This window comes from Thauera sp. GDN1 (genome assembly GCF_029223545.1).
Classification (GTDB): Bacteria; Pseudomonadota; Gammaproteobacteria; order Burkholderiales; family Rhodocyclaceae; genus Thauera.
In genome coordinates this window covers 3,733,251-3,758,890 of sequence record NZ_CP097870.1, presented here as the reverse complement: position 1 = coordinate 3,758,890, position 25,640 = coordinate 3,733,251, and the positions used below count along the sequence as shown (strand labels likewise).

The window sequence follows — 25,640 nt, the reverse complement described above, 5'->3', positions numbered from 1 at the left end:
CTGCAGTTCGGTCAGTTCTTGTCGACGAAGCCGGTGATCTCGAGCCCGAAGCCGGTCATGCTCGGGATCTTGCGCGGGCTGGCGAGCAGGCGCATCTTGCCGACGTTCAGGGCGCGCAGGATCTGGGCGCCGACGCCGAACAGGCGCGCGTCCCATTTCACCGGGCGGTCGTGGGTGCCGTTGAGGCTGGCGAGCAGCTCGCGGCCCGACATCGGGCGGTAGAGCAGCACGATCACGCCGGCCTCGGCCGTGGCCAGGGTCGCCAGCGAGTCATTGACCGGGAAGCTGTGGCGGCCGCTCGCCGGGTCGAGGAAGTCGACCACCGAGATCGGCTCGTGCACCCGCACCAGGGTCTCGCGCTCGGGCGTGATGTCGCCGCGCGACAGGGCGAAATGCACGTCGCCCGAGGTCTTGTCCTCGAAGGCCGACAGCACGAAGCGGCCGTGCGCGGTGTCGACCTCCTTCTCGCTCACCTTCTCGATCAGGTGCTCGGTGGCGGCGCGGTATTCGATCAGGTCGCGGATGGCGCCGATCTTGAGGCCGTGCTCCTTGCCGAACTCGACGAGGTCGGGCAGGCGCGCCATGGTGCCGTCGTCCTTGAGGATCTCGCAGATCACCGCCGCCGGTTCCAGTCCGGCGAGCTGGGCGAGGTCGCAGCCGGCCTCGGTGTGGCCGGCGCGGATCAGCACACCGCCCTTCTGCGCGGTGAGCGGGAAGATGTGACCGGGGGTGACGATGTCCTCGGGCCTGGCGTGACGGCCGACCGCGACCTGCACGGTGCGCGCGCGGTCGTGCGCCGAGATGCCGGTGGTGACGCCGGTGGCGGCCTCGATCGACACCGTGAACGCGGTGCCGTGCGGCGTGCGGTTGTCGCGCACCATCTGCTGCAGGCCGAGCTGGCGGCAGCGCTCGTCGGTGAGCGTCAGGCAGATCAGGCCGCGGCCGTGCTTGGCCATGAAGTTGATCGCTTCCGGCGTGACGAATTCGGCCGCCATCACGAGGTCGCCCTCGTTCTCGCGGTCTTCCTCGTCCACCAGGATGACCATCCTGCCGGCCTTGATGTCGGCGATGATCTCGGTAATCGGCGCGAGTGCGCTCATGCTGTGTCCTTTGTGTGCGTTCTTGCTGGCCTGGCTGCGCGGCATGGGGGCTGGGCGGGGGCGATCAGGCCTGCGCCGCTTCTTCCCGCTTCCACTCGAGCATGCGCTCGACGTAGCGGGCGATGAGGTCGATCTCGAGGTTGACCTTGCTGCCGGCCGCCAGGTGCTTGAGGTTGGTCATCGCCACCGTGTGCGGGATCAGGTTGATCCAGAAGTCGCGGCCTTCGACGCGGTTCACGGTGAGGCTCACGCCATTGACGGTGATCGAACCCTTCTTGGCGATGTAGCCGGCGATCGTCGCCGGGGCGCGGATCACCAGCTCGTGGCTCTCGCCGATGGGCGCGAACTTCACCACCTCGCCCACGCCATCCACATGGCCGGTGACCAGGTGTCCGCCGAGGCGGTCGGCCAGGCGCAGCGCCTTCTCCAGGTTCACCTCGTTGCCCACCGCATCCAGGCCCACGGTGCAGTTCAGCGTCTCGCGCGAGACGTCGTACTTGAGCCTGGGGCCGTTCATCTCGATCACGGTCAGGCACACGCCGCTGTGGGCGACGCTGTCGCCGACGATGACGTCGGACAGGTCCAGGCCGTTGGTGTCGACGGTGAGGCGGATGCCGTCCGCGAGCGGCTCGATGTGTTCGATGCGGCCGACGGCCGCGACGATGCCGGAGAACATGAAGGGTTTGAACCGAAAGGGGAAAGGCGGGATTGTAGGGGAAAAACCGGGGCTTGGCCGGGTTGGGGCGGTTTTCCGTGGGGTGGCTGCCGCCGTATGTTCCGCGAAGTCAGCGCGGGCTTGAGCGCTGTTTTCGCGGCTCCCGCCGCTCCCACGGCAAACCTCGCCGCGCACCGCAGCAGGAGCCGCGGAAGCCGCCAACACAGCACGCGCAACTGTGGGAGCGGCGGAAGCCGCGAGCTGTTTTTCCTCAGAGCGCCCGGTCCAGCACCGTCGCGAACGGTTCCGCCTTCATGAAGCCCACCACGCGCATGCCTTCGCGCTCCTTGCCCTGGCCGTCGAAGAAGATGATGCCCGGCGGGCCGAACAGGCCGAAGCGCTTGAGCAGGGCCTTGTGTTCGTCGTTGTTGGCGGTGACGTCGGCCTTGAGAAGCAGCATGCGGCCCATGCGCTCGGCCACGCGCGCGTCGCTGAAGGTGAAGCGCTCCATCTCCTTGCACGACACGCACCAGTCGGCATAGAAGTCGAGCATCACCGGGCGGTCGGTCTGGGCGAGGCGCGCGTCGAGCTCGGCGATGGAGTTCACCTTCTCGAACTGCGGCACATTCACCGGCGCCGCGGCCTGCGCGCGCAGCACCGACAGCGGCTGCAGCGGGTCGCGCGAGCCGGCAAGCGCGCCCACCAGGATCGCCGCGCCGGCGAGCAGCAGCACCACGCCCACGCCCTTCCAGAAGCGCTGCCAGCCCTTGGCGTTGTGCGGCAGCGGGTCGATGGCGTGCAGGAAGATGGCCGAGAACAGCAGCAGCGCCGCCCAGCCCAGCATCATCGCCAGCGGCGGGATCACCGGGGTGATCATCCACAGTGCCACCGCCAGCAGCATCACGCCGAAGGCCTTCTTGACGCCTTCCATCCACGGCCCGACCTTGGGCAGCAGGCTGCGCGAGGCCACGCCCACCGCCAGCAGCGGCGCGCCCATGCCCAGGCCCATCACGAACAGCGCCCAGCCGCCGAGCACCGCGTCGCCGGTCTGCGCGATGTAGAGCAGCGCGCCGGCCAGCGGCGCCGCCACGCAGGGGCCGACGATCAGCGCCGACAGCACGCCCATCACGGTCACCCCGCCCAGGCTGCCGCCCTTGCCGTGGCTGGCGGTGGTGGCGAGCCGGCTCTGCAGCGCGGTGGGCAGCTGCAGCTCGTAGAAGCCGAACATCGACAGCGACAGCAGCACGAACAGCAGCGCGAAGGCGCCCAGCACCCACACGTTCTGCAGCGCGGCGGTCAGCATGGTGCCGGTCATGCCGGCGGCGACGCCGGCCAGCGCGTAGGTCGCCGCCATGCCCAGCACGTAGGCCAGCGACAGCACGAAGGCGCGCATGTGCGAGACCTTGTTGCCCTGGCCGACGATGATGCCCGACAGGATCGGGATCATCGGGAAGGTGCAGGGCGTGAACGCGAGCAGCAGGCCGAAGCCGAAGAAGCTCAGCAGCACGATCGGCACGCTGGCGCCGGCGAGCAGGCGGGCGATGTCGCCGGTCTCGTCGCTGGACACGGCGCCGTCCGCAGGCGCATCCGTGCCGGCGGGGCTCGCGGCCACGCCTGCGGCGGAAGCGCCCGCATCGCCGCGCAGCACGCTGTCGAGGAAGCCGCCACCGCTCTTCTGCGGCGGCGCGGCGAGGTCGATCGAGGCCTGCTGCGTGGTCGGCGGGTAGCAGATGCCGCCGTCCCAGCAGCCCTGCACGGTGGCGAACAGCTCGAAGCGCGTCGTGCCCGCGGGCGCCTGCACCGGCAGCAGGATGCGCAGCGTCTTGCGGTGGGTCTCCACCTCGCCGAAGAAGTCGTCCTTGTGCTTCTTGCCCAGCGGCTTCTCGGGCGGGCCGAAAGTGACCTCGGCGGGCTCGGCCTCGAAGCGGAACTTGTCGCCGTACAGGTAGTAGTCCTTGGCGACCTCGAACACCACCTCCACCGTTTGTGCATCGAGCGCCTGCGCGCGCATCGCGAAGGCCTTCTCGGGTTCGATCGGATTGGCGCGGGACAGCGTGGGGGCGAGGAGGCTCGCGACCAGCGCGAGCAGCAGGAGCAGACGATGCATCGTGATCTTCATGAAGGTTTGCGCGCGGCGCTCAGTCGGCGGACGCGGTTTCGGCAGCGACCCAGTCGAGATACCCGGGCAGGCCCTGCGTCACAGGGACTGCCACGATCTCGGGAAGTTCATACGGATGACGGGCGCGGATCGCCGCCTCGAGCGCTGCGTAGCGCGCCGGCGTGGTCTTGATCAGCAGCGGCACCTCGGTCGCGGTCTCGACCGCGCCGTTCCATCGATACACCGAGGCGCACGGCGCGAGGATGTTCACGCAGGCCGCCAGGCGCGCCTCGACCAGCGCCGCGGCGAGCGTCTGCGCCTGCGCGGCGTCGGGCAGGTTTGTCAGGACGAGGAGGGCGGGCGGCGCGTCGGCCGCGGGAGAGGGCGCGGGCATGGTCGGGGATCCGTCGTGGAGCGGGCGCCATTGTCCCAGACCTGGCCGGCGGACGCCCTGTGCGGGATCAAGCCGCGCGATTGCCCGCCCCGCCCACCACCGCTATGCTCGAAGCGGTTAATCCCTGATGCGCAGCGAGGAAGACCATGAGCCTGCCCCAAGCCAAGATCCCTTTCGGTCCCGACGACTACCTCGTCTGGGAGCAGGACCAGCCCGGCCGCAACGAATTCGTCGATGGCGAGGTGTTCGCGATGAGCGGCGCTTCGGACGCGCACGGCACGGCGGCGGGGAATCTCTTCGCCAGCCTGCATGCGAATTCCCGTGGCACCCCCTGCAAGCCCTTCATCGCCGACATGAAGGTCCACGTCGAGGCCGCCAACGCCTTCTTCTACCCCGACATCCTCGTCACCTGCGACGCGCGCGACCGCGCGCCGGAAGCGAGCCACGTCAAGCGCCATCCGCTGCTGATCGTCGAAGTCCTGTCGCCCACCACCGAGGCCTACGACCGCGGCAACAAGTTCGCCGCCTACCGTACACTGGCCTCGCTGCAGGAATACGTGCTCGTTTCCCTCGAGCAGCGCCGCATCGAGGTCTTCCGCCGCGACGCCACCGGGCACTGGGTGCTGTATCCCTTCGCGCTCGACGAGGCGCTGGAACTCGCCAGCGTCGATTTCCGCTGCCCGGTGGCCGAGATCTTCGAGGGGGTGGAGGGCGAGTAGCGTGGGCGGAGACTTTCGCTGCCCCCGGCCGCCCGCCTGCGCCCCGCCCGTCAGAGCTTGGTGTGTGTGCCGTCGCAATACGGCGGCTTGGCCGTGTGCTTGCAGCCGCACAGATAGACCGTGCCCGACTTCTCGGCGGTGAAGCCGGTCGGACTGAAGCCCGTGCCCTTGTGCGAGCCGTCGCAGAAGGGCTGGTTCTTGCTCAATCCACAGGCGCACCAGAAGTACTGCTTGCCGGCCTCGAGCTCGACGGCGTAGGGCGATTTCTGTGCGATATGGGGTTCACGTTGTTCGGACATGGGCTCGTCTCCTGTGGGGGTGTCGTCGCGCCAGGCGGAGGCCGGGACGGCTGCCGAGCGGCATGAGGACACTGCGCCCGCCGGCGATGGGATGTCAATCGGGGCGAACAGGCGGTCGGCTACCACTTGCTTCGATTGCAGTCGCTTTACCAACGATTCGTCGTCGAGCCAAACCAGCGCCAATCCGCGGCTCCCTTCTCCTTGCCGTCGAACATGGCCTGCTCTAGACTTAGTCCGGTAACTTAGTCCGATAGGTGCGCCATGCCGCTGACCGTCAACGTCCACGAAGCCAAGACCCAGTTCTCGCGCTTGCTCGAGCAGGCGCATGCCGGGCAGGAGATCATTCTTGCCAAGGCGGGGAAGCCCTATGCGCGGCTCGTACCCCTCGCGCCCGATGAGGGCGCTGTCCGCAAGCCCGGTCGCCTCGCTGGCAAGCGGCTGTCCGCGGCCTTCTTCGAGCCGCTGCCCGCCGAAGAGCTGGCCGCCTGGGAGTGACGATGCGTCTGCTGCTCGACACGCACGCGCTGCTGTGGTGGTGGACCGACGACCCGCAGCTCTCCGCAAACGCGCGGCGCGCCATTGCCGACCCGCTCGACACGGTGCTCGTGAGCGCGGCCACTGCATGGGAACTGGCGACCAAGCACCGTCTCGGCAAGCTCGGCGAAGCCGGCGAGGCCGTCGGCCGCTTCGACGAGCTGGTGTCGGCCGATGGCTTCCAGCATCTCCCGGTGAGCTACTACCACTGCCTCAAGGCCGGCGGCTATGCAGTCGAGCATCGCGACCCCTTCGACCGCATGCTGGCGGCACAGACCGAGCTGGAGGGCCTCGTGCTTGTCACCCGAGATCCGGCGTTCGCGTTGTTCGCGACGGCAACCTTGTGGTGACGAGAAGGAAATAGGAGGAAATAGGGGACAGACCCCAATTCCGCCGCGCCAATTCCGCCGCCCGGTTTGCTTCGACTGCCGCCGCCGTTGCCTCGATCGATTGTCGTGTATATGCATATATCATTCATCGTGGCCGCTGATCAGGCACGGAGCGGCTGGCCCTGCCCACCGGCTTCTGCGGCGTCCCTGCTAATTGTAAAGCAATGATATACAGACTATGATTGTCTCGTTCCGTCACAAGGGGCTCGAAGCATTCTTCCGCACCGGCGTGCAAGCTGGCATCCAGCCAATGCACGGCAAGCGGCTGCGGGAGATGCTGACCGCGCTGAACGCTGCCGCCAGCCCCGCCGACCTTGCCCGTCCGTCGTGGCATTTGCATGGTCTGAGCGGCGATCGCGCGGGCTTCCTGTCCTTGACGGTGCAAGCCAACTGGCGGCTGACATTCCGTTTCCATGGCACGGACGTGGAGCTGCTCGATTACCTCGACTACCACTGAGACCCGAGATGATGGACATGCACGACCCCGCTCCTCCCGGCGACCTGCTGGCCGGCTGGCTCGAAGACCTGAACCTGAGCGTGACGGCCTTTGCCGCGCACATCGGCATCAGCCGCGTCATGCTTTCGCGCATCCTGCATGGGCATGCAGCGGTCACGGCCGACACCGACCTGCGCCTCTCCGAGGCCTTGGGCACAACGCCGGGCTACTGGCTGAAGCTCCAGGCACAGCGCGACCTGTGGAGCGCGGGTGAACGTGCCAAGGCGCGCGCACCGGTAGCGCGCATCGGCGCCTGACGGCGGACGCAATGGCGGAATAGAGGAAAGACCCCAATTCCGGACCCCGATTCCGCCGCTGCTACCTCGACTGGCTCGGGCAGGACGACCGCTACCTGCCGAGCTGCATGCGCTATATCGAACTCGATCCGGTGCGGGTCGGCATGGTGGGTCATCCCGGCGCCTGCCGCCGGTCGAGTTGCCGCGCCAATGCTCGGGGTGAAGAGGACGCGCCGATCCGGCCTCATCCTGTCTTCGCGGCTCTCGGCGGCGATCGTCGGACATGCGCCGAGCGTTACCGCGAGCTGTTTCGACATGCCCTCGAGCCCGGCGAGGTCGATCGGATTCGCGCGGCGACCAAGGGCAACCATGCGCTCGGGAACGACCGCTTCGCCGCCCAACTTGCAGGTGTGCTCGGTCGGCGTGTCACCCGGGGCAAGGCGGGGTGTCCGCCGCGCGGGTCGGAGGTGGAGCTGAGCGGGGAGTGGTTCAAATAGGGAAATTGGGGTCTGTTCCCTATTTCCAGTGTATAGAAAGGAAAACCCGCCGGGCGTGTGCGCGGCGGGTTTTGGGATGCGGCTAGGCTAGGTGGGAAATTGGGGTCTGTCCCCTATTTCGCTATCTCTTACGGGCAGTCGCCTTGACCGGACTTGAAGCCACGCGTGTCGTTGCAGCTGGTTCCGCTGTTCGTCCATGTCATGTTTGCGTCGCCTGCAGCCACACTCGGAGTATCGACGATCGTCAGATTGGTTCCATCGGTAAGTGTCGCACCGGTGGTGACCGTGATGACACCGTCAGTGACCGAGGTCACCGTAGTAATGTTTTCGGTGGTTTGAATCGTGGGAACACCGTTGGATCCTGCACTGCATCCCGTCAATGTGCCCAACTCTTGAAAACACACGGCGATTGCTGTCTTTGTCGAAGTGATTTCGCTCATTGCACCCGCAGCGCGAGCGCGCGACGTATAGTCGCCGTACATTGGAATCGCAATCGCCGCCAGAATGCCGATGATAGCCACGACGATCATCAGTTCGATCAGCGTGAAACCTTGCTGGATCTTTTTCATGTCACTTCTCCTTTAGGGGGAAACCGCGGAAAACCCGCTTGTTCCTCCTTCAGCAAGGCGCGTGCCATCCTCATGACAGCGGTTTTTCGTGACGTAGTTCCGCTGCCTTGACATGAATCCAGGTCCACAGCTGACAAGCGCCGTGCATCGGCCTGTCAACTTCTGACAATAGGAGGGCGTGGGGGGTGAAATGGGGGACGGGCCCCGATCTCCTCTGGTCGGCGAGTTCCAGCGAGCGGTTGCCTATCCCACCGTTTGAACCGCAATTCCGACCGACGCTGCAGCCCGGGCCAGTGTGCCGTCCGCCGTGCACAGTCGGGCGCCCAGTCGCGCGCACACGGCGAGGTGGAGCGCATCCCCCGCCCGCAGTGCCCTGCGGTAATCGGCAATCCAGAGCCTTGCCCGGTCGAAATCCGCGGTGTTCACCGGTTCGACGGCAAGCCGCGAGGCAAGCGGGTGGATCAGTGGCCGCCTCCGATCCGCACTTCGCGCACGACCTCCGTTGCCGTGCGGGGCTGGAGAGGCTGGGCGAGCACGAAGTCGCGCAGTTCGGCGGTGATGGACGCGATGTCGGGCGCCATCCTCGTCCGTTCGGGAATGATGCGCGCCACCGGGCGCCCGCCGCGGGTGATGACGATCTCCTCTCCGGCGATGACTTCGTCGACGACGGCGGAGAGTTGCGATTTCGTTTCGGCGAGAGTGAGCGTACGCATTGCAGTTCGTTCGTGACTATCTGACCAATTGCAGCGTGGCCGGGCGGGACGAAGGTGTCACGACCCCGCTCACCCCGCCGGCGGTTGCGTGCGCTTGAAGCTTTCGCGCTCGAACATGCGCTCGGCGAAGGGCACCAGGCCGGGGTGGCGGTTGCGCCAGTCGAGGTCGGGGAAGCGCAGGTCGAGGTAGGCGAGGGCGACCGCGGCGGCGATGTCGCCGAGCCGGATCTGGCCGCCGTTGAAGCTGTGGCGGCCGTCGAGGCGGCGCTCGAGTTCGGCCAGGCCGCGGTCGATCTTCTCCTTCTGGCGGGCGATCTCGCGCGCGCTGCGCTCGCCGTCGGGGCGGCGGGATTCGAGCAGGGCGGCGACCGCGGCATCGGTGACGCCGTCGGCCAGCGCCTCGGTCTGGCGCACGCGCACCGCGTCGAGCGCGTCGGCCGGCAGCAGCGCGGGCGCGGCGCCGAGGGTTTCCAGATAGCCGGCGATGACCGGGGAGTCGAAGAAGGTCTCGCCGCCGTCGGTGATCAGCACCGGCACCTTGCCGAGCGGATTGACCTCGGGGATGCGGGTGTTGGCCTCCCAGGGCGAGTCGACGACGAGCTCGAAGGGCAGCGCCTTCTCGGCGAGGATGACGCGGATCTTGCGGGCGTAGGGGCTGGTGAGCGAGGCGAGCAGTTTCATGGCGGCGTGTCTCCTTGGGGTGAAGGGGACGATACGCCGTGGTGCAGGACGCGGGAATTAGGGAAACCGGGGACGCGGAGCCGAGTGGGGAGAAGCCAGGGCGCACGCGGGTGTGGGAGCGGCGGCAGCCGCGAACGCGGCGCGTGAAGGCGCGGTGGCGGTGTATCTGCCGCTTTTCTTCGCGGCTGCCGCCGCTCCCACAGGGAAGGGGGCGTGAGGGGGAGGCGGTTTCAGGCCGGATCGACGTTGCGCGCGATCAGCTCGCGGATCAGGTGCAGCTTGCCGTGGAAGAAGTGGTCGGCGCCGGGGACGACGATGATCGGCTGTTCCTGCGGGCGGGCCCAGTCGAGCACGTTGGCGAGCGCGACGGTGTCGTCGTTCTCGCCGTGGATGACGAGCGCGGGGATGTTCTTTGGCAGCGCCGGGGTGTCGTAGCTGCGGCCGCTGCCGGTGGTCTCGCCGGCGGCCATGCCGACCAGCACGAGCTGGCGCGGCGGGGCGATGCCCTCGGCCAGGCGGTTGGCGACGCGCACCTGCACGTAGCCGCCGAAGGAGAAGCCGCCCAGCGCCAGCGGCAGCGCGCCCCAGCGCGACTCCGCCCAGCTGATCACCGACAGCATGTCCTCGGTCTCGCCCTCGCCGTGGTCGTGCTCGCCCTCGCTCTTGCCGACGCCGCGAAAGTTCGGCCGGATCACCGCGAAGCCGAGGTCGCGGTAGGCGCGCGCGAGCGTGTGCGCGACCTTGTTGGTGTTGGCGCCGCCGAACAGCGGGTGCGGGTGGCAGACCAGGGCGATGCCCCTGACCGTCTCCGGGGCGTCGATCAGCACCTCGATGGCGCCGGCGGGGCCGCGCAGCAGCGCGCCTTCGGTGGGCAGGGGGCGGCTCATGCGGCGTCCTCCGGCAGGCGCAGGCGCTCGACCACGCGGCCGTGCACCAGGTGCGAGTCGATGATCTCGTCGATGTCTTCCTTGTCGACGTAGGTGTACCAGACGTTGTCCGGATAGACGACGATCACCGGGCCGTCGTCGCAGCGCCCGAGGCAGCCGGCCTTGTTGACGCGCACGCTGCCCTTGCCCTTGAGGCCGAGCGCGGCGGTGCGTTCCTTGGCGTAGGTCTGCAGGGCGCTGGCCTGGTGGTCGTTGCAGCAGGACTCGCCCGCCGGGCGCTGGTTGCAGCAGAAGAAGACGTGGTGTTTGAAGTAGCTCATGCGCTCTCTCGTATGGGGCGGCGCGCGGCGCCGATGGTCGTGGCGCGCGCGGACGACGGGGATTATAGGCGGCGCTCGCGGCGCGCGGGCGGGCCGCCGAGATGCTCGCCGCGCCACAGGCCGAGCGCCGACAGGTAGGCGAGTGCCACGTAGGGCCACAGGCTGTCGACCAGCGCGGTGAGGCCGTGGAAGTTGAGCACGTTGCTGAAGCCGGCGAGCTGGCGGTCGTAGGGCAGGTAGGGGTTCTCGGGGATCAGGTTCACCAGCGCGGTGGCGAGCAGCAGGCTGGTGCCGGCGATGGCGTGCTGGGCCAGGCGCGGCAGCAGCAGGCAGGGCAGCAGCAGCGCGGCGCCGATCGCCAGGCCGCGCTCGGCGCCGGGGGTGAGCCAGGCCAGCGGCGCGGGCGGGCTGAAGAAGGTGAAGGTGGCCAGCGTCTTGACGCCGATGCCGAGCGCGAGCACCAGCAGCACCGGCAGCGGGTTGGCGCCGCGCGTCATGCAGCGCGTGAACAGGCCGACCGCCACCAGCGCGCTCGCGGTCAGCGCGGTGTCGAAGGCGATGAAGCGCTCGGCGCGGAAGGGCAGCGGCGCCGGGATGTCGAGCAGGCTGCGGATGTCGCCGCTGGCGAACAGCAGGTCGGTGGCGCTGAGCTGGCCGACCAGCCACAGCACCAGCAGCACCAGGCCGGCCTCGCCGGTGCGCCCGTCGATCAGGTAGCGCGTGCGCCAGCGGTGCAGGCGCCCGTAGGGGCCGAACACCGCCGCCCCCCAGCGTGCGCCGGCGAGCGCGCCGAACAGCGCGCCGGCGAGGTTGCCGCCGAGGTCGAGGTTGCTGGCGATGCGCGAGGGCAGGAAGTTCTGCGTCGTCTCCAGCCCCAGGCTGAGCAGGCCGGCGAGCAGCGTCGCCGCCGTCACCTTGCGGCCGAAGCCCAGGTCCGCCGGCAGCGCGGCGGCGAGCAGCAGGCCGAGCGGCAGGTAGCCGAGGATGTTGAACACGAAGTCTTCGGGGATGAAGTACTTCGGCCACGGCGCCCACAGCCAGTCGAACAGCGGCAGGCCGCTGTCGCGCCAGCCGGCGAGCGGATGCAGGCAGGCATAGGCGACCAGCAGGGCGTAGGCGAGGGCGAGGGAGCGGGCCAGCGAATCGGCGGGCCGGACGGCAGGCATGCGGGGCATTGTGCCAGCTTGGGGGCGAGGCATCACCCGGCCCGGGGCGGATCCGTCCCCGCCGCGCCGTGGCGGCGATCCGCCGCGCACAGCGCGCGCGCCTCGTCCGCGCTCAGGCTGCGGCCGGGCCAGGGGATCAGCCCCGGCACTCGTGCGCGGTAGTGCGCATAGGCCTCGCCGTGGAAGGCGAGCAGCTTCCGTTCCTCGAGCAGCGAGCCCGCCCACAGGTAGAGGCTGATGCACAGCGCGCTCACCAGTCGCGCCTCGTCCATGTCCCGCGTCCACAGGATGACGAGGCCGAGGCTGTACCAGGGATGGCGCACGTGGCGGTGCAGCGGCGACAGGCTGAGGCCGCCCGGGTCTTCGGCGGCGCCGTGGCGGGTCCTCCACTGCCTGCTGCCGGCGAATGCCGCCATGTCGTAGTAGCGCGTCGACCACACGAAGCCCGCCACCGCGGCCAGCGCCAGCCCGTTCGCCACCCACGCCCAGCCGCCTTCCCAGGACCACAGCAGCGGGCCGCGCCAGGCGATGGTGAGCCACAGCGGCGGCACCAGCAGGATCGCCGCGAACGCGTTGAACGCCAGCCGGTAGCCCGGCGCCAGCCCTGGCCAGCGCGCCACCACCCGGCGCTTGAACCACAGCGAGGCGAGCAGCGAGTGGATCGCGGCGTAGGCCAGCCAGCACAGCAGCAGGGCGAGGATCCGGTCGGTGGAAAGCGTCATCCGTGGGGCCTGTCGTTTCGAACACAAAAAGTCGAGACGAAGTCCACAAAGGACTTGCCTCGATTTATGTTGCAGTGCAACATAGAAGTGCACCGAGTCAGCGATGCGGTGTCGCCCAACCCAAGGAGTACACCATGAACACCTCGCCCGAGAAAATCCTCGCCAGTGCCAAGAGCAGTGCCGAAGCCCGCGTCAATGAAATCGCCGCCGCCGGCGACAGCGTGCTGTCCGCGGTCGAGCACCTGACCGCGCTCAACCTCAACACCACCCGCGCCTTCCTCGACGACGCCATCGCCCTCGGCCAGGCCGTCGCCGCCACCCGCGACCCCAAGGCGCTGGTCGAGCTGCAGATCGGCGCCGTCACCCCGGTGCTGCAGAAGAGCTACCAGTACTTCAAGACCGTCGGCAGCCTCGCCGGCCAGGCCCAGGCCGACGTGCTCCGTCTGGTCGAAGCCGGCATGTCGCAGTGGCTGCAGGGCGTCATCGTCGCGCTCGAAGGCCTCAACCGCAACGTCCCGGTCGGCTCCGAGTTCGCCGTCAAGGCGCTCAAGACCGCGGTGGCGAACGCCTCGTCGGCCTACGAAGGCGCCACCAAGGTCGTGAAGCAGGTCTCCGAGACCGCCCAGGCCAACGCCGACCAGGCCGCCGCCGTGACCGTCGAGGCGGTGAGCAAGACCACCCGCGCCACGGTCACGCTGCTCAAGAGCGCCGCGTAAGCGCACGCCGCCCCTGCCGGTCGTAGCGCCGGAACCGGAAGAGGCCAGCCGCCCTGGGGCGTTGGCCTCTTCCTTTCTTGCGGGCGCCCACAACGGCGGGGTCAGGCAACGGCGGCGAAGTTCCGGATCGCGTACCCAGAGGCTGAACGGCGCCCGGAAAGCAAAAAGGCCAGTCCGTGAGAACTGGCCTAAGTGCTTGAATTCGTTGGTGGGGGCACTAGGACTCGAACCTAGGACCAATTGATTAAGAGTCAACTGCTCTACCAACTGAGCTATACCCCCGGTGCCTTGCGGCGGATCGGATTGGCGCCCGATCGAAGAGCGCGAATGATACGCGCGTCCGCGCTGCAGCGCAATAGGTTCGTGGTGCTTCGTGGTGTAGGTTCGTGGTGCGGGGCTGGGGTTCAGCCGAGGATGCGTCCCGCGCGTCGCCGGGTGCCCACGCCGGCCCGCCCGCCCAGGCCCTGGCTGCCGTGGGCGTGGCAGATCGCGCACGCCAGCGCGTCGGCGGCGTCGGGGCCGGGGCTGGCGTCGAGGGCGAGCAGGCGCTGGACCATGTGCTGCACCTGTTCCTTGTGCGCCTTGCCGTAGCCGACCACCGACTGCTTGACCTGCAGCGCGGTGTATTCGGCTACCGGCAGGTCGCAGGACACCGCGCCGCAGATCACCGCACCGCGGGCCTGGCCGAGGAGCAGGGTGGATTGGGGATTGACGTTGACGAAGACCTTCTCGACCGCGACCACGTCGGGCCGGTAGGTGTCGACGATCTCGCGTACGCCGTCGAGCAGGGTCTTCAGGCGGCCGGGGAGTTCGCCGTCCTTGGTCTTGATGCAGCCGCTGGCGACGTAGCGCAGCTGGGTGCCGAGCTGGTCCACCAGGCCGAAGCCGGTGATGCGCAGCCCGGGGTCGAGGCCGAGGATGCGGGTGGCGACCGTGCGGCTGGCGGCAGCGGTCAAATCTTCACCGCGGTACCGCTGACGCACACCATCAGCATGCCGTTGTCGGCGCCGAGAACTTCGTAATCGACGTCGATGCCGATCACCGCATTGGCGCCGAGCTTCTTCGCGTCCTCCTCCATTTCTTCCATGGCAATGCGGCGTGCGTCGGCCAGCGTGCGCTCGTAGCTGCCGGCGCGGCCGCCGACCACGTTGCGGATCGAGGCGAACATGTCCTTGAACAGGTTGGCGCCGATGATGGCTTCGCCATTGACCACGCCGAGGTACTGGCGAATCGGCTGGCCGTCGAGGTTCGAGGTGGTGGTCATCAGCATGGCATGCTCCTGCAGGGTTGGCTGGGAGCCCGATTCTAGCCCTTGCGCGCCAGCCACACACCCGACACGGCCAGCGCCATGCCGGCGATGGCGAGCGTGGACAGGGTCTCGCCGAACATCGCCCACGCGATCAGCGCGGTGGTCGGCGGGGTGAGGTAGAACAGGCTCGCCACGTTGACCGCGCTGCCGCTGCGGATCAGCAGGTTGAGCAGGCTGATCGCGCCCACCGACAGCACCAGCACCAGCCAGCCCAGCGCAAAGACGAAGTCGCCACTCCACGCAATGACCATGGTCTCGGTCTGGCTGGCGATGAGCGCGGTGATCATCAGGCTGGGCAGGAACTGCAGCACCGAGCCGGTGCGCAGGTCGAAGCGCGGGCAGTAGCGCTTCTGGTACAGCGTGCCGGCGGTGATGCCGAGCAGCGCCGCAAGTGCGGGGATGAGCATGTGGATCAGCGCATCGCCATCGACCCCGTCCACGCTCGCCTTGCTGCCGACCACCAGCGCCACGCCCCCGAAGCCGAGCGCGAGCCCGGTCCACTGCCGCGCCGATACGCGCTCGCCAAGCAGCACGCCGGCCAGTGCCGCGGTGAGCAGCGGCTGCATGCCGACCACCAGCGCCGAAACCCCCGCCGGCAGGCCGCGGTGGATCGACATGAACACCCCGCCCAGATACAGCGCCTGCACCAGCAGGCCGGTGACGCCGATGTGCACCGCCTCGCGCGGGCTGGCCGGCCACGGCGCGCGCATGGCCAGCGCGAGCAGCCCCATCACGCCGATCACCAGCACGTAGCGCGCGACCAGGAAGGTCAGCGGTTCGGCGTAGGGCAGGCCGTACTTGGCGCCGATGAAGCCGGTGCTCCACAGCAGCACGAACAGCAGCGGGGTCAGGCGGGTGAGGAGGGACGGTGTCGGCATCGTGTCGGGCCCATCAAACAAAAAAGCGGCGCGGGCGCCGCTTCCCTGGGGCAGATCGGGGGGCTTACTCGTCCATCTCCGCCGAGGTATACACCTCCTGCACGTCGTCCAGGCTCTCCAGCGCGTCGAGCAGCTTCTGCATGCGCACCGCCTCGTCGCCGGCGAGCTCGATGACGTTCTCGGGCTTCATCGTCACTTCGCCGAACTCGGCGGTGAAGCCGGCCTTCTCCAGCGCTTCCTTCACCGCGGTGAATTCCCACGGCCCGGTGATCACCTCGATCGAGCCGTCATCGTTGGTCACCACGTCCTCGGCGCCGGCCTCGAGTGCGGCTTCCATCAGCGCGTCCTCGCTGGTGCCGGGGGCGAACAGGAGCTGGCCGCAGTGCTTGAACTGGAACGCAACGCAGCCGTCGGTGCCCATGTTGCCGCCGTACTTGGAGAAGGCGTGGCGCACGTCGGCGACGGTGCGGGTGCGATTGTCGGTGAGGCAGTCGACCATGATCGCCGAGCCGCCGATGCCGTAGCCCTCGTAGCGCACTTCCTCGTAGCTCACGCCCTCGAGTTCGCCGGTGCCCTTCTTGATCGCGTTGTCGATCTTGTCCTTGGGCATGTTGACGCCCTTGGCCTTGTCCACCGCCAGGCGCAGGCGCGGGTTGAAGCCGGGGTCACCTCCGCCCATCTTGGCGGCGACGGTGATCTCCTTCGCCAGCTTGGAGAACGCCGCACCGCGCTTTTCGTCCTGACGACCCTTGCGGTGCTGGATGTTGGCCCATTTCGAGTGACCCGCCATATTGAAACCTCTGTGCTGCCCGAGCGATTGAAGAGGCGCGCATTATAGCGCCGGGTGGCTTGGTACTGTGGGAGCGGGCTGCCACGGTATCGGCGCCCGCGCTGTTAAACTCGCGGACATCATTTCCCCGCCTGCAAGGAGCTTTAAATGGCCGAACCGATGCTGATCGCGCGTGCACACGACAAGGACGCACTCAAGGACATCTGCCTGCTGCCGCGCCTGGCCAACCGCCATGGTCTCATCACCGGCGCCACCGGTACCGGCAAGACGGTGACCCTGCAGAAGCTCGCCGAGTCCTTCGCCAACATCGGCGTGCCGGTGTTCGTCGCCGACATCAAGGGCGACCTCTCCGGCATCGGCGCCGCGGGCACCGCCTCGCCCAAGCTGCTGCAGCGCCTGGAGGCGATCGGCATCACGGAGTACACCCCGCGCGCCAACACCGCGGTGTTCTGGGACGTGTTCGGCGAGCAGGGCCACCCGGTGCGCGCCACCATCTCCGACATGGGGCCGCTGCTGATCGCGCGCCTGCTCAACCTCAACGACACCCAGACCGGCGTGCTGACCCTGGTGTTCAAGATCGCCGACGACAACGGCATGCTGCTGCTCGACCTCAAGGACCTGCGCGCGATGGTCCAGTACGCGGGCGAGAACGCGAAGAGCTTCACCACCGAGTACGGCAACATCTCCACCGCGTCCATCGGCGCCATCCAGCGCAACCTGCTGGCGCTCGAGGAGCAGGGCGGCGACGTGTTCTTCGGCGAGCCGATGCTCGACATCAACGACCTGATGCAGACCGATGCCGACGGCCGCGGCGTGATCAACGTGCTCGCCGCCGACAAGCTCTACCACTCGCCCAAGCTCTACTCCACCTTCCTGCTGTGGATGCTGTCCGAGCTGTTCGAGCAGCTCCCCGAGGTCGGCGACCCGGACAAGCCCAAGCTGGTGTTCTTCTTCGACGAGGCCCACCTGCTGTTCAACGACGCCCCCAAGGCGCTGATCGAGAAGATCGAGCAGGTGGTACGCCTGATCCGCTCCAAGGGCGTGGGCGTCTACTTCGTCACCCAGAACCCGCTCGACGTGCCCGAGACCGTGCTCGGCCAGCTCGGCAACCGCGTGCAGCATGCGTTGCGCGCGTTCACGCCGCGCGACCAGAAGGCGGTGAAGACCGCCGCCGACACCATGCGTCCGAACCCGGCCTTCGATGCGGTGGCGGCGATCACCGAGCTGGGCGTGGGCGAGGCGCTGATCTCCTTCCTCGACGAAAAGGGTCGGCCGCAGGTCACCGAGCGCTGCAACGTCATCGCGCCCGATTCCCGCCTCGGCCCGCTGCAGCCCGCCGAGCGCCAGGCGGCGATCACCGGTTCGGTGATCTACGGGCACTACGAGAAGGCGGTCGACCGTGAATCCGCCTACGAGATGCTCAAGGCGAGCGCGGCCACCAAGGCCGCGGTCGAGGCCGGGCGCGAGGCGGCGAAGCAGGTCGGCGGCGAGGACACCGGCAGCATGGTCAGCGACATCCTGTTCGGCGCCACCGGCCCGCGCGGCGGCAAGCGCGACGGCCTGGTGCAGATCGCGGCGAAGACGGTCACGCGCACCATCGGCAGCTCCATCGGCCGCCAGATCGTGCGCGGGATCCTCGGTTCCCTGCTCGGCGGCAGGCGCTGAGCTTCGTCGGCGCTCAGCGGCCCGCGAGCCCGAGCCGGCTGCAGATCTCGGTGGTCGGGCCGGCCATGTTCATGCTGTAGAAGTGCAGGCCGGGCGCGCCTTCGGCGAGCAGGCGCTCGCACAGGCGGGTGACCACGTCGAGGCCGAAGGCGCGGATCGCGTCCGCGTCGTCGCCGTAGCTCTCGAAGGTCTTGCGCATCCAGCGCGGGATCTCGGCGCCGCAGGCATCCGAGAAGCGCGCCAGCTTGCTGAAGCTGCCGATCGGCATGATGCCGGGCACGATCGGGATGTCCACGCCGAGCTTGCGCACCGCGTCCACGAAGTACAGGTAGGCGTCGGGGTTGTAGAAATACTGGGTGATCGCCGAGTCTGCGCCGGCCTCGGCCTTGCGCTTGAAGGCGAGCAGGTCGTCCCGCGGGCTCCTCGCCTGCGGGTGCCATTCGGGGTAGGCGGCGACCTCGATGTGGAAGTGCTCGCCGGTTTCGGCGCGAATGAACGCCACCAGCTCGTTGGCGTAGCGGAATTCGCCCGGGTCGACCACGCCCGAGGGCAGGTCGCCGCGCAGGGCGACGATGCGGCGGATGCCGGCGTCGCGGTACTCCTGCAGGATCTCGCGGATGCTGGCGCGGGTGGAGCCGACGCAGGACAGGTGCGGCGCGGCGTCGAAGCCGGCGGCGGCGATTTCCTTCACGGTGGTGAAGGTGCGCTCGCGGGTCGAGCCGCCGGCGCCGTAGGTCACGGAGAAGAAGGACGGCTTCAGCGCCGCCAGCTTGTCGCGCGTGGCGCGCAGCTTCTCCGCGCCTTCGGTGGTGGTGGGCGGGAAGAACTCGATCGAGATTTCGGTGCTCATGGGGTGTCCGGATCGGTGTCGCCACCCGGCGCGCGGATGGCGTGGAAGAAGAATTCGCGGTTGCCGTCGCCGCCGGTGATCGGCGAGTCGAACCAGTCGAGGATGATCAGCCCGGCGTCGTGGGCGGCGGCGCGCAGACGCGTTTCGACCTCGCCGTAGAGCGAGGCGTCGCGCACGATGCCGCCCTTGCCCAGGCCTTGCGGGCCGACCTCGAACTGCGGCTTGACCAGCGCCAACACGTGGCCGGCGGGCGACAGCAGCGCCGCCCACTGCGGCAGCAGCAGGGCCAGCGAGATGAAGCTGGCGTCGCACACCAGCAGGTCGAAACCCTGTGCCGGACAGTGCTGGCCGAGGTCCGACGCGGTGAGCTGGCGGGCGTTCAGGCCCTCGAAGGTGACGCAGCGCGGCTCCTTGCACAGGCGCGGATGCAGCTGGTCGTGGCCGACCTCGACCCCGACCACCTTCGTCGCACCCGCCTGCAGCAGGCAGTCGGTGAAGCCGCCGGTGGACTGGCCGATGTCGAGGCAGGTGGCGCCGCGCACGTCCAGCCCGCTGCGCGCGAGCGCGCCCTCGAGCTTGAAGGCGCCGCGCGACACGAAGCGGTCGCTGTCGTCGGGCGTCACCGTCAGCCTGGCGTCGGGCGGCAGTTCGAGTGCCGGCTTGGTGACCGGCTGGCCGTCGTGGCTGACGCGTCCGGCCTCGATCAGCGCCCGCGCCGCGGTGCGCGAGGGCGCCAGCCCCTGCGCCACCAGCAGCTGGTCGACGCGCAGCAGGCCGTGGCGGTCCGCCGGGCCCTTGGCGTGCGCCGCCGGCCGGGGCTTGCCCTGGCGGGCGTGGAAGGAGTTCATGCTCATCGGCGAGAGGCGCGTCCTTGCAGGAGCGGCGGCAGCCGCGATCGTGGTGCGTTTCGCGGCTGCCGCCGCTCCCACGGTGGGACGTGCGGTCCGGCGCTCAGTAGCGGTACGAGTCGGTCTTGTACGGACCTTGCTTGGGCACGCCGATGTAGGCGGCCTGCGCGTCGGTCAGCTCGGTGAGCTGCACGTTGAGCTTCTTCAGCTGCAGGCGGGCGACCTTCTCGTCGAGGTGCTTGGGCAGGGTGTACACGCCCACCGGGTAGTCGGCCGTGCGGGTGAACAGCTCGATCTGCGCGATGGTCTGGTTGGCGAAGGAGCTCGACATCACGTAGCTCGGGTGGCCGGTGGCGCAGCCGAGGTTCACCAGGCGGCCCTTGGCGAGCAGGATGATCCTCTTGCCGTCCGGGAAGATCACGTGATCGACCTGCGGCTTGATCTCCTCCCACTGGTAGCCCTCGATGCTGGCGACGTCGATCTCGTTGTCGAAGTGGCCGATATTGCAGACGATGGCCTGGTCCTTCATCTTCGCCATGTGATCGTGGGTGATCACATGGTAGTTGCCGGTGGCGGTGACGAAGATGTCGGCCTTGTCGGCCGCGTAGTCCATGGTCACCACGCGGTAGCCTTCCATCGCCGCCTGCAGCGCGCAGATCGGGTCGACCTCGGTCACCCACACCTGGGCCGACAGCGCGCGCAGGGCCTGGGCCGAGCCCTTGCCCACGTCGCCGTAGCCGGCCACCACCGCGACCTTGCCGGCGATCATCACGTCGGTGGCGCGCTTGATGCCGTCGACCAGCGATTCGCGGCAGCCGTACAGGTTGTCGAACTTCGACTTGGTCACCGAATCGTTGACGTTGATCGCCGGGAACTCGAGCTCGCCGCGCGCGTGCATCTGGTACAGGCGGTGCACGCCGGTGGTGGTCTCCTCGGTCACGCCCTTGATCTGCGCGAGGCGGGTCGAGTACCAGGTCGGGTCCTGCGCGAGCTTGGCCTTGATCGCCGCGAAGAGGATGGTCTCCTCTTCCGAGCCCGGCTTGGCCAGCACCGAGAGGTCCTGCTCGGCGCGCGCGCCCAGGTGCAGCAGCAGCGTGGCGTCGCCGCCGTCGTCGAGGATCATGTTGGAGTAAGCCCCGTCCGACCACTCGAAGATGCGGTGGGTGTAGTCCCAGTAGTCCTTCAGCGACTCGCCCTTGACCGCGAACACCGGGATGCCGTCGGCGGCAATGGCGGCGGCGGCGTGGTCCTGGGTCGAGAAGATGTTGCACGAGGCCCAGCGCACCTCGGCGCCGAGCGCGGTCAGCGTCTCGATCAGCACCGCGGTCTGGATCGTCATGTGCAGCGAGCCGGTGATGCGCGCGCCACGCAAAGGCTGGCTGGCGGCGTATTCCTCGCGGATCGCCATCAGGCCGGGCATCTCGGTCTCGGCGATGCGGATTTCCTTGCGGCCCCAGTCGGCGAGCGAGAGGTCGGCAACGACGAAATCGGTGAAGTTCTTGTCAGCCACAGCGTTCATGTGAAGCTCCATGCTATGGCCGGGCGGGACATGGGGGAGGGCGGCGTATCGCCGCAGGGAGCTCACCCGACATCCCGAACCCGGCAGGGTTGAAGACGATTAGCAGGGTGAGCGCCGTTGTACTGCAACCCGCCGGGCGGCGGGGTCCGAGCCTGGGGGCCACGGCCGGCGATGCCGGCGGGCGCCTCGCAGCGCTCCTCGGAAGAAGTCGCGATTATAGCAAAGCCGCGCCCTGTGGGCGCGGTCGTCAGCCGCGGCTGCCGTTGGCGCGCACGATGCTGACGACGATGGTGATCACGGTCAGCGGCATCACGTAGCCGAGCATGATCCCCGAGAACGCCGGCAGGACGGCGTGCTGCTGCGCCTGCAGCACCAGCCAGGCGGTGTAGGCGGCGTAGTAGGCGAGGAACACGCCCCCCTCCCAGCGCGCGATCTCGCGTCCGGTGATCATGATCGGCAGGCAGGCGAAGGCCACCGCCAGCATCACCCACAGGTCGAAGTTGCGCGCCGCCTCCGACACCGGCAGGCCGGCGCCCGAGGCGATGCCGGCGGCGCCGAGCACGGCCAGAATGTTGAAGATGTTGCTGCCCACCACGTTGCCCACCGCGATCTCGCGCTGGCCGCGGATCGCGGCGACGATCGAGGTGGCGATCTCGGGCATCGAGGTGCCGACCGCGACCACGGTGAGGCCGATCACCAGGTCGCTGACGCCGAAGGTGCGCGCGAAGCCCACCGCGGCGTCCACCAGCCAGTCGGCGCCCACCACCAGCATCACCAGGCCGACGGCGATCAGTCCGGTCTGCACCGCCCAGTGGCGGTCCCAGGCGGAGGTCGGGATCCCGGTCTCGAACTCGTCCTGCACCGCCTTCGAGGCGCGGCGCGACTGCACGACCAGGAAGACGGTGTAGGCGATCACCAGCGCGAACAGCACGATCGACTCGAGCAGGCCGAGGTGGCCGTCGAGCGCCATCACCACCAGCAGGGCCGAGACGCCGATCATGATCGGGATCTCCTGGCGGATGATCTGCTCGTCCACCAGCAGCGGCGTGATCAGCGCCGAGATGCCGAGGATCAGCAGCACGTTGGCGATGTTGCTGCCGACCACGTTGCCGATCGCCAGGTCCGGGCTGCCGGCCAGCGCGGAGCCGACCGAAACCGCCATCTCCGGTGCACTGGTCCCGAAGGCCACGACCGTGAGGCCCACCACCAGCGGCGACACGCCGAAGGACACGGCCAGCCGCGAGGCCCCGCGCACCAGCACGTCGGCGCCGATGACGAGGGTGACCAGACCGAGGACGAACATCAGGACTTGCTGCAGCATGGGGAAACCCTGTGGGGAGAGCGGGGAAGGGGGCGGGGCCGCCCGCCCGGTGGCTTACAGCCCGGCGTCGGCGCGCAGCGCCGCCGCCTTGTCGGTCTGCTCCCAGCTGAACTCCGGCTCGTCGCGGCCGAAGTGGCCGTAGGCGGCGGTCTTCGAGTAGATCGGGCGCAGCAGGTCGAGCGACTGGATGATCGCCTTCGGGCGCAGGTCGAAGTGGCGGCCGATGAGCTCGACGATCTTGTCGTCGGCGATCCTGCCGGTGCCGAAGGTGTTGACCATCAGCGACACCGGGCGCGCCACGCCGATCGCGTAGGCCACCTGCACCTCGCACTTGTCGGCCAGTCCGGCGGCGACGATGTTCTTCGCCACGTAGCGCCCGGCGTAGGCGGCCGAGCGGTCGACCTTGGACGGATCCTTGCCCGAGAACGCGCCGCCGCCGTGGTGGGCCGCGCCGCCGTAGGTGTCGACGATGATCTTGCGCCCGGTCAGGCCGCAGTCGCCGTGCGGACCGCCGACCACGAAGCGGCCGGTGGGGTTGACCAGGTAGCGCACATCGCCCTGCATCAGTTCCTTGGGCAGCACCGGCTTGATGATCAGCTCGATGACCGCCTCGCGGATCTGCTTCTGGGTCACGTCCGGATCGTGCTGGGTGGACACCACCACGGTGTCGATCGCCACCGGCTTGCCGTCGACGTACTTGACCGTGAGCTGGCTCTTGGCGTCCGGGCGCAGCCAGTTCAGGCGGCCGTCCTTACGCACCTCGGCCTGGCGCTGCATGATGCGGTGCGCGTAGTAGATCGGCAGCGGCATCAGGCTGGGCGTCTCGTTGGTGGCGAAACCGAACATCAGGCCCTGGTCGCCGGCGCCCTGGTCGAGCGGATCGTCGTTGGCGGCATTGACGCCCTGGGCGATGTCCGGCGACTGGCGGTTGATCGCCGCCAGCACCGCGCAGCTCTTGTAGTCGAAGCCGATGTCGGAGTTGTCATAGCCGATGCGGCGGATGACGTCCTGCGCGATCTCGCGGTAGTTGGGATGGGCGGTGGTGGTGATTTCGCCCGAGATCACGACCAGGCCGGTCGACACCAGCGTTTCGCAGGCGACGCGAGCCTTGGGGTCTTCGGCGAGGACGGCGTCGAGCACGCCGTCGGAGACCTGGTCGGCGACCTTGTCCGGATGGCCTTCGGAAACCGATTCGGAGGTGAAGAGAAATTCAGCCATGGTGCTGCTCCTTGAAAGACAAAAATCCCCGTAAGCCGTGGCCTTGCGTCTGCGGCCAGCTCCGGGGATTTCGTCGAGCAGCCGACGCTTTAGCAGTATTTGTCGGCAACTTCCGGCTGCCGTTCCGCCCTGCAAGTTGTCGAGTTAACTCGGCGGTAAGTCGCGGATTATAGACCGAAGCGGCCGGGTGTGTAAGCATTCGGCCCGGACCGTGATTTCCGTGTCGCCGCGGGAGCGGGCTTGCCCGCGAACACCGGGCACTCTTACTGGACCCTGTTCGTGCTGTTTCAGAGCTTATTCCGCCTCCTGTCCCGCCTGCCCCTGTCCTGGCTGCACCGCATCGGTGGCTGGGCGGGCTGGCTGACCTACAAGGCCTCGCCGTCCTACGCCCGCCGCCTGCGCGCGAACCTGTTCAACGCGCTCGGCCGCGAGGACGAGGCGGTGCTGCGTGCGGCGGTCGTCGAGGCCGGCCGCCAGGCGCTCGAGCTGCCCTTCATCTGGGGCCGGCCGGCGTCCGAGGTGGTCGCCAGCGCGGTGCGCACCGAGGGCTGGGAACTGGTCGAGGCGGCGCGCGCCGAGGGCGCCGGCATCCTCTTCATCACCCCGCACCTGGGCTGCTTCGAGATCACCGCGCAGTGCATCGCCGCGAAGATCCCGATCACCGTGCTCTACCGTCCGCCGCGCAAGGAGGTGCTGCAGCCGCTGATGGAGGCGGGGCGTGCGCGCGGGCAGATGCGCACCGCGCCGGCCGACCTCTCCGGGGTGCGCAAGCTGGTCAAGACCCTGCGCAGCCACGAGGCGGTGGGCATGCTGCCCGACCAGGTGCCGGGCGCGGGCGAGGGCGTGTGGGCGCCCTTCTTCGGCAAGCCGGCATGGACCATGACCCTCGCCGCGCGCCTGGCCGCGGTCAAGGGCGTGCGCGTGATCTACACCTGGGCCGAGCGCCTGCCGCGCGGCGAGGGCTACGTCTTCCGCCTGCAGGCGCCCACCGAGGCGCTGACCGGCGACATCGACACCGACGTCGCCATCATCAACCGCGAGGTCGAGCGCATGATCCTGCAGTGTCCGCAGCAGTACCTGTGGGGCTACAACCGCTACAAGGGCCCGCGCCGCGAGCGCGAGGACGAGGCGGCGGCGGGCGATGGCGAGCGCGGCGCGGAGCGCGCGTCGTGAGCCGCATCGTCGTCGCCCTGATCTGGCTGCTGCACTGGCTGCCCCTGTCGCTGCTGGCGCCGATCGGCAGCGGTTTCGGCCGCCTGCTGTACTGGGTGATCGTGCCGCGGCGCAAGGTGGTGCTGATCAACCTGCGCCTGTGCTTCCCGGAGCTGTCCGAAGGCGAGCGCCGCGCGCTGGCCAGGCACCACTTCGCGGTGACCGGGCGCAGCATGCTCGAGCGCGGCCTGGCGTGGTGGGCGAGCGCCGAGCGCCTGCGCGCCATCGTGCGTATCGAAGGCCTCGAGCGCCTGAACGCGCTGCGCGCCGCGGGCCGGCCGGTGTTGCTGCTGGCGCCGCACTTCGTCGGTCTCGACATGGCGGGCACCCGGCTGTCGATGGAGGGCGACTTCGTCAGCGTGTATTCGCCGCAGAAGGACAAGGTGATCGACCACTGGCTGCACCATGGCCGCAGCCGCTTCAACGACCAGCTGCTGCTGTCGCGCCACGACGGCGTGCGCGCCACGGTCAAGGCGATGAAGTCCGGCCGCCCCTTCTACTACCTGCCCGACCTCGACTACGGCCGCAAGGAGTCGATCTTCGTGCCCTTCTTCGGCGTCCCGGCGGCCACCATCACCGGCCTGCCGCGCCTCGCGCGCCTGGCCGGCGCGGCGGTGATGCCCTGCGTGGTGCGCATGGGCCCGGGTGGCGAAGGCTACGTGCTCGAACTCGGCGAGCCGTGGACGGACTACCCCTCGGACGACGTCGAGGCCGACACCCGGCGCATGAACGCCTGGCTCGAGGGCGTGATCCGCACCATGCCCGAGCAGTACTACTGGGTGCACCGCCGCTTCAAGACCCGCCCCGAGGGCGAGCCGCGGATCTACTGAAACACTGGA

At 68.7% G+C, this 25,640-nt stretch carries 32 protein-coding genes and 1 tRNA gene; 10 read left to right on the top strand and 23 right to left on the bottom strand.

The features are described from left to right. Positions 1-11 precede the first annotated feature (11 nt). From ribBA to cutA, 4 genes are all read right to left on the bottom strand, one after another. On the bottom strand, positions 12-1,100 hold the full coding sequence (gene ribBA / locus CKCBHOJB_RS17400; protein WP_281049926.1) for a bifunctional 3,4-dihydroxy-2-butanone-4-phosphate synthase/GTP cyclohydrolase II: 1,089 nt from the start codon (positions 1,098-1,100) through the stop codon (positions 12-14). Between the two features lie 64 nt (positions 1,101-1,164). Beyond that, entirely contained in the window at positions 1,165-1,776 is a 612-nt protein-coding gene (locus CKCBHOJB_RS17395; RefSeq protein ID WP_281049925.1) for a riboflavin synthase, read from the bottom strand. Between the two features lie 250 nt (positions 1,777-2,026). Further along, a complete protein-coding gene (gene dsbD, locus CKCBHOJB_RS17390) occupies positions 2,027-3,862 on the bottom strand; it encodes a protein-disulfide reductase DsbD (RefSeq protein WP_281051719.1) in 1,836 nt (611 codons plus the stop codon). Positions 3,863-3,893: 31 nt separating this feature from the next. After that, positions 3,894-4,247, bottom strand: coding sequence for a divalent-cation tolerance protein CutA (gene cutA, locus CKCBHOJB_RS17385; RefSeq protein WP_281049924.1), 354 nt, complete (start codon positions 4,245-4,247; stop codon positions 3,894-3,896). Positions 4,248-4,393: 146 nt separating this feature from the next. On the opposite strand from cutA, the gene CKCBHOJB_RS17380 reads away from it, so the two are divergent. Further along, positions 4,394-4,966, top strand: coding sequence for a Uma2 family endonuclease (locus CKCBHOJB_RS17380; protein ID WP_281049923.1), 573 nt, complete (start codon positions 4,394-4,396; stop codon positions 4,964-4,966). Between the two features lie 50 nt (positions 4,967-5,016). Here the strand turns inward: CKCBHOJB_RS17380 and CKCBHOJB_RS17375 are convergent, their stop codons facing one another. Next, positions 5,017-5,265, bottom strand: coding sequence for a CDGSH iron-sulfur domain-containing protein (locus tag CKCBHOJB_RS17375; RefSeq protein ID WP_281049922.1), 249 nt, complete (start codon positions 5,263-5,265; stop codon positions 5,017-5,019). A 261-nt stretch (positions 5,266-5,526) separates the two neighbouring features. On the opposite strand from CKCBHOJB_RS17375, the gene CKCBHOJB_RS17370 reads away from it, so the two are divergent. From CKCBHOJB_RS17370 to CKCBHOJB_RS17350, 5 genes are all read left to right on the top strand, one after another. Then, positions 5,527-5,760 (top strand): type II toxin-antitoxin system prevent-host-death family antitoxin, encoded by a 234-nt coding sequence (locus CKCBHOJB_RS17370; RefSeq protein WP_281049921.1) that lies wholly within the window; start codon positions 5,527-5,529, stop codon positions 5,758-5,760. A gap of 2 nt (positions 5,761-5,762) precedes the next feature. Beyond that, positions 5,763-6,149, top strand: coding sequence for a type II toxin-antitoxin system VapC family toxin (locus tag CKCBHOJB_RS17365; protein WP_281049920.1), 387 nt, complete (start codon positions 5,763-5,765; stop codon positions 6,147-6,149). Between the two features lie 217 nt (positions 6,150-6,366). Beyond that, on the top strand, positions 6,367-6,645 hold the full coding sequence (locus CKCBHOJB_RS17360) for a type II toxin-antitoxin system RelE/ParE family toxin (protein WP_281049919.1): 279 nt from the start codon (positions 6,367-6,369) through the stop codon (positions 6,643-6,645). 8 nt (positions 6,646-6,653) lie between these two features. Further along, positions 6,654-6,941 (top strand): HigA family addiction module antitoxin, encoded by a 288-nt coding sequence (locus CKCBHOJB_RS17355; protein ID WP_281049918.1) that lies wholly within the window; start codon positions 6,654-6,656, stop codon positions 6,939-6,941. A 107-nt stretch (positions 6,942-7,048) separates the two neighbouring features. Then, a complete protein-coding gene (locus CKCBHOJB_RS17350) occupies positions 7,049-7,417 on the top strand; it encodes a hypothetical protein (RefSeq protein ID WP_281049917.1) in 369 nt (122 codons plus the stop codon). 128 nt (positions 7,418-7,545) lie between these two features. Here the strand turns inward: CKCBHOJB_RS17350 and CKCBHOJB_RS17345 are convergent, their stop codons facing one another. The 8 genes from CKCBHOJB_RS17345 to CKCBHOJB_RS17310 form a co-directional block, all read right to left on the bottom strand. Beyond that, a complete protein-coding gene (locus CKCBHOJB_RS17345; RefSeq protein ID WP_281049916.1) occupies positions 7,546-7,986 on the bottom strand; it encodes a prepilin-type N-terminal cleavage/methylation domain-containing protein in 441 nt (146 codons plus the stop codon). A gap of 243 nt (positions 7,987-8,229) precedes the next feature. Beyond that, positions 8,230-8,412, bottom strand: a complete 183-nt coding sequence (locus tag CKCBHOJB_RS17340) for a PIN domain-containing protein (RefSeq protein ID WP_281049915.1) — start codon at positions 8,410-8,412, stop codon at positions 8,230-8,232. Positions 8,413-8,447: 35 nt separating this feature from the next. Next, positions 8,448-8,699 (bottom strand): type II toxin-antitoxin system prevent-host-death family antitoxin, encoded by a 252-nt coding sequence (locus tag CKCBHOJB_RS17335; protein WP_281049914.1) that lies wholly within the window; start codon positions 8,697-8,699, stop codon positions 8,448-8,450. 69 nt (positions 8,700-8,768) lie between these two features. Next, positions 8,769-9,380, bottom strand: a complete 612-nt coding sequence (locus CKCBHOJB_RS17330; protein WP_281049913.1) for a glutathione S-transferase — start codon at positions 9,378-9,380, stop codon at positions 8,769-8,771. 230 nt (positions 9,381-9,610) lie between these two features. Then, entirely contained in the window at positions 9,611-10,267 is a 657-nt protein-coding gene (locus CKCBHOJB_RS17325; protein ID WP_281049912.1) for an alpha/beta fold hydrolase, read from the bottom strand. Then, the gene (locus CKCBHOJB_RS17320; protein WP_281049911.1) at positions 10,264-10,587 is read right to left on the bottom strand and encodes a ferredoxin; all 324 of its coding nucleotides are present in this window, start codon (positions 10,585-10,587) and stop codon (positions 10,264-10,266) included. The genes CKCBHOJB_RS17325 and CKCBHOJB_RS17320 overlap by 4 nt, the downstream gene beginning before the upstream one ends. Before the next feature lie 62 nt (positions 10,588-10,649). After that, a complete protein-coding gene (locus CKCBHOJB_RS17315; RefSeq protein WP_281049910.1) occupies positions 10,650-11,753 on the bottom strand; it encodes a VanZ family protein in 1,104 nt (367 codons plus the stop codon). Positions 11,754-11,785: 32 nt separating this feature from the next. Further along, the gene (locus CKCBHOJB_RS17310; RefSeq protein ID WP_281049909.1) at positions 11,786-12,475 is read right to left on the bottom strand and encodes a hypothetical protein; all 690 of its coding nucleotides are present in this window, start codon (positions 12,473-12,475) and stop codon (positions 11,786-11,788) included. Positions 12,476-12,609: 134 nt separating this feature from the next. Here CKCBHOJB_RS17310 and CKCBHOJB_RS17305 point away from each other — a divergent pair, with 134 nt between their 5' ends. Then, complete coding sequence (locus CKCBHOJB_RS17305) at positions 12,610-13,191, top strand: phasin family protein (RefSeq protein WP_281049908.1); 582 nt, start codon at positions 12,610-12,612, stop codon at positions 13,189-13,191. A gap of 206 nt (positions 13,192-13,397) precedes the next feature. Here CKCBHOJB_RS17305 and CKCBHOJB_RS17300 read toward each other — a convergent pair. The 5 genes from CKCBHOJB_RS17300 to CKCBHOJB_RS17280 form a co-directional block, all read right to left on the bottom strand. Continuing rightward, a tRNA-Lys gene (locus CKCBHOJB_RS17300) sits at positions 13,398-13,473 on the bottom strand. Positions 13,474-13,595: 122 nt separating this feature from the next. Beyond that, on the bottom strand, positions 13,596-14,147 hold the full coding sequence (gene ruvC, locus CKCBHOJB_RS17295; protein WP_281049907.1) for a crossover junction endodeoxyribonuclease RuvC: 552 nt from the start codon (positions 14,145-14,147) through the stop codon (positions 13,596-13,598). Then, a complete protein-coding gene (locus tag CKCBHOJB_RS17290; protein ID WP_281049906.1) occupies positions 14,144-14,461 on the bottom strand; it encodes a heavy metal-binding domain-containing protein in 318 nt (105 codons plus the stop codon). Before CKCBHOJB_RS17290 ends, ruvC begins: the two co-directional genes overlap by 4 nt. A 35-nt stretch (positions 14,462-14,496) precedes the next feature. Continuing rightward, entirely contained in the window at positions 14,497-15,378 is an 882-nt protein-coding gene (locus tag CKCBHOJB_RS17285; RefSeq protein ID WP_281049905.1) for a DMT family transporter, read from the bottom strand. Between the two features lie 64 nt (positions 15,379-15,442). Beyond that, entirely contained in the window at positions 15,443-16,168 is a 726-nt protein-coding gene (locus CKCBHOJB_RS17280; protein ID WP_281049904.1) for a YebC/PmpR family DNA-binding transcriptional regulator, read from the bottom strand. 147 nt (positions 16,169-16,315) lie between these two features. Here CKCBHOJB_RS17280 and CKCBHOJB_RS17275 point away from each other — a divergent pair, with 147 nt between their 5' ends. After that, positions 16,316-17,833 carry a helicase HerA-like C-terminal domain-containing protein gene (locus CKCBHOJB_RS17275; RefSeq protein WP_281049903.1) on the top strand — a complete coding sequence of 506 codons (1,518 nt, stop codon included), beginning with the start codon at positions 16,316-16,318 and terminating at the stop codon, positions 17,831-17,833. Between the two features lie 13 nt (positions 17,834-17,846). Here the strand turns inward: CKCBHOJB_RS17275 and metF are convergent, their stop codons facing one another. From metF to metK, 5 genes are all read right to left on the bottom strand, one after another. Continuing rightward, entirely contained in the window at positions 17,847-18,683 is an 837-nt protein-coding gene (gene metF, locus CKCBHOJB_RS17270; RefSeq protein WP_281049902.1) for a methylenetetrahydrofolate reductase [NAD(P)H], read from the bottom strand. Continuing rightward, a complete protein-coding gene (locus tag CKCBHOJB_RS17265; protein ID WP_281049900.1) occupies positions 18,680-19,537 on the bottom strand; it encodes a TlyA family RNA methyltransferase in 858 nt (285 codons plus the stop codon). Before CKCBHOJB_RS17265 ends, metF begins: the two co-directional genes overlap by 4 nt. 97 nt (positions 19,538-19,634) lie before the next feature. Beyond that, positions 19,635-21,050 (bottom strand): adenosylhomocysteinase, encoded by a 1,416-nt coding sequence (gene ahcY / locus CKCBHOJB_RS17260; RefSeq protein ID WP_281049899.1) that lies wholly within the window; start codon positions 21,048-21,050, stop codon positions 19,635-19,637. Positions 21,051-21,297: 247 nt separating this feature from the next. Continuing rightward, positions 21,298-22,371 carry a calcium/sodium antiporter gene (locus CKCBHOJB_RS17255; RefSeq protein ID WP_281049898.1) on the bottom strand — a complete coding sequence of 358 codons (1,074 nt, stop codon included), beginning with the start codon at positions 22,369-22,371 and terminating at the stop codon, positions 21,298-21,300. A gap of 54 nt (positions 22,372-22,425) precedes the next feature. Continuing rightward, a complete protein-coding gene (gene metK / locus CKCBHOJB_RS17250) occupies positions 22,426-23,589 on the bottom strand; it encodes a methionine adenosyltransferase (protein WP_281049897.1) in 1,164 nt (387 codons plus the stop codon). A 279-nt stretch (positions 23,590-23,868) separates the two neighbouring features. Between metK and CKCBHOJB_RS17245 the strand changes: the two genes are divergently transcribed. Together CKCBHOJB_RS17245 and CKCBHOJB_RS17240 are read left to right on the top strand one after the other, a co-directional pair. After that, entirely contained in the window at positions 23,869-24,762 is an 894-nt protein-coding gene (locus tag CKCBHOJB_RS17245) for a lysophospholipid acyltransferase family protein (RefSeq protein ID WP_281051718.1), read from the top strand. Beyond that, on the top strand, positions 24,759-25,631 hold the full coding sequence (locus CKCBHOJB_RS17240) for a lipid A biosynthesis acyltransferase (protein ID WP_281049896.1): 873 nt from the start codon (positions 24,759-24,761) through the stop codon (positions 25,629-25,631). The genes CKCBHOJB_RS17245 and CKCBHOJB_RS17240 overlap by 4 nt, the downstream gene beginning before the upstream one ends. Positions 25,632-25,640: the final 9 nt, after the last annotated feature.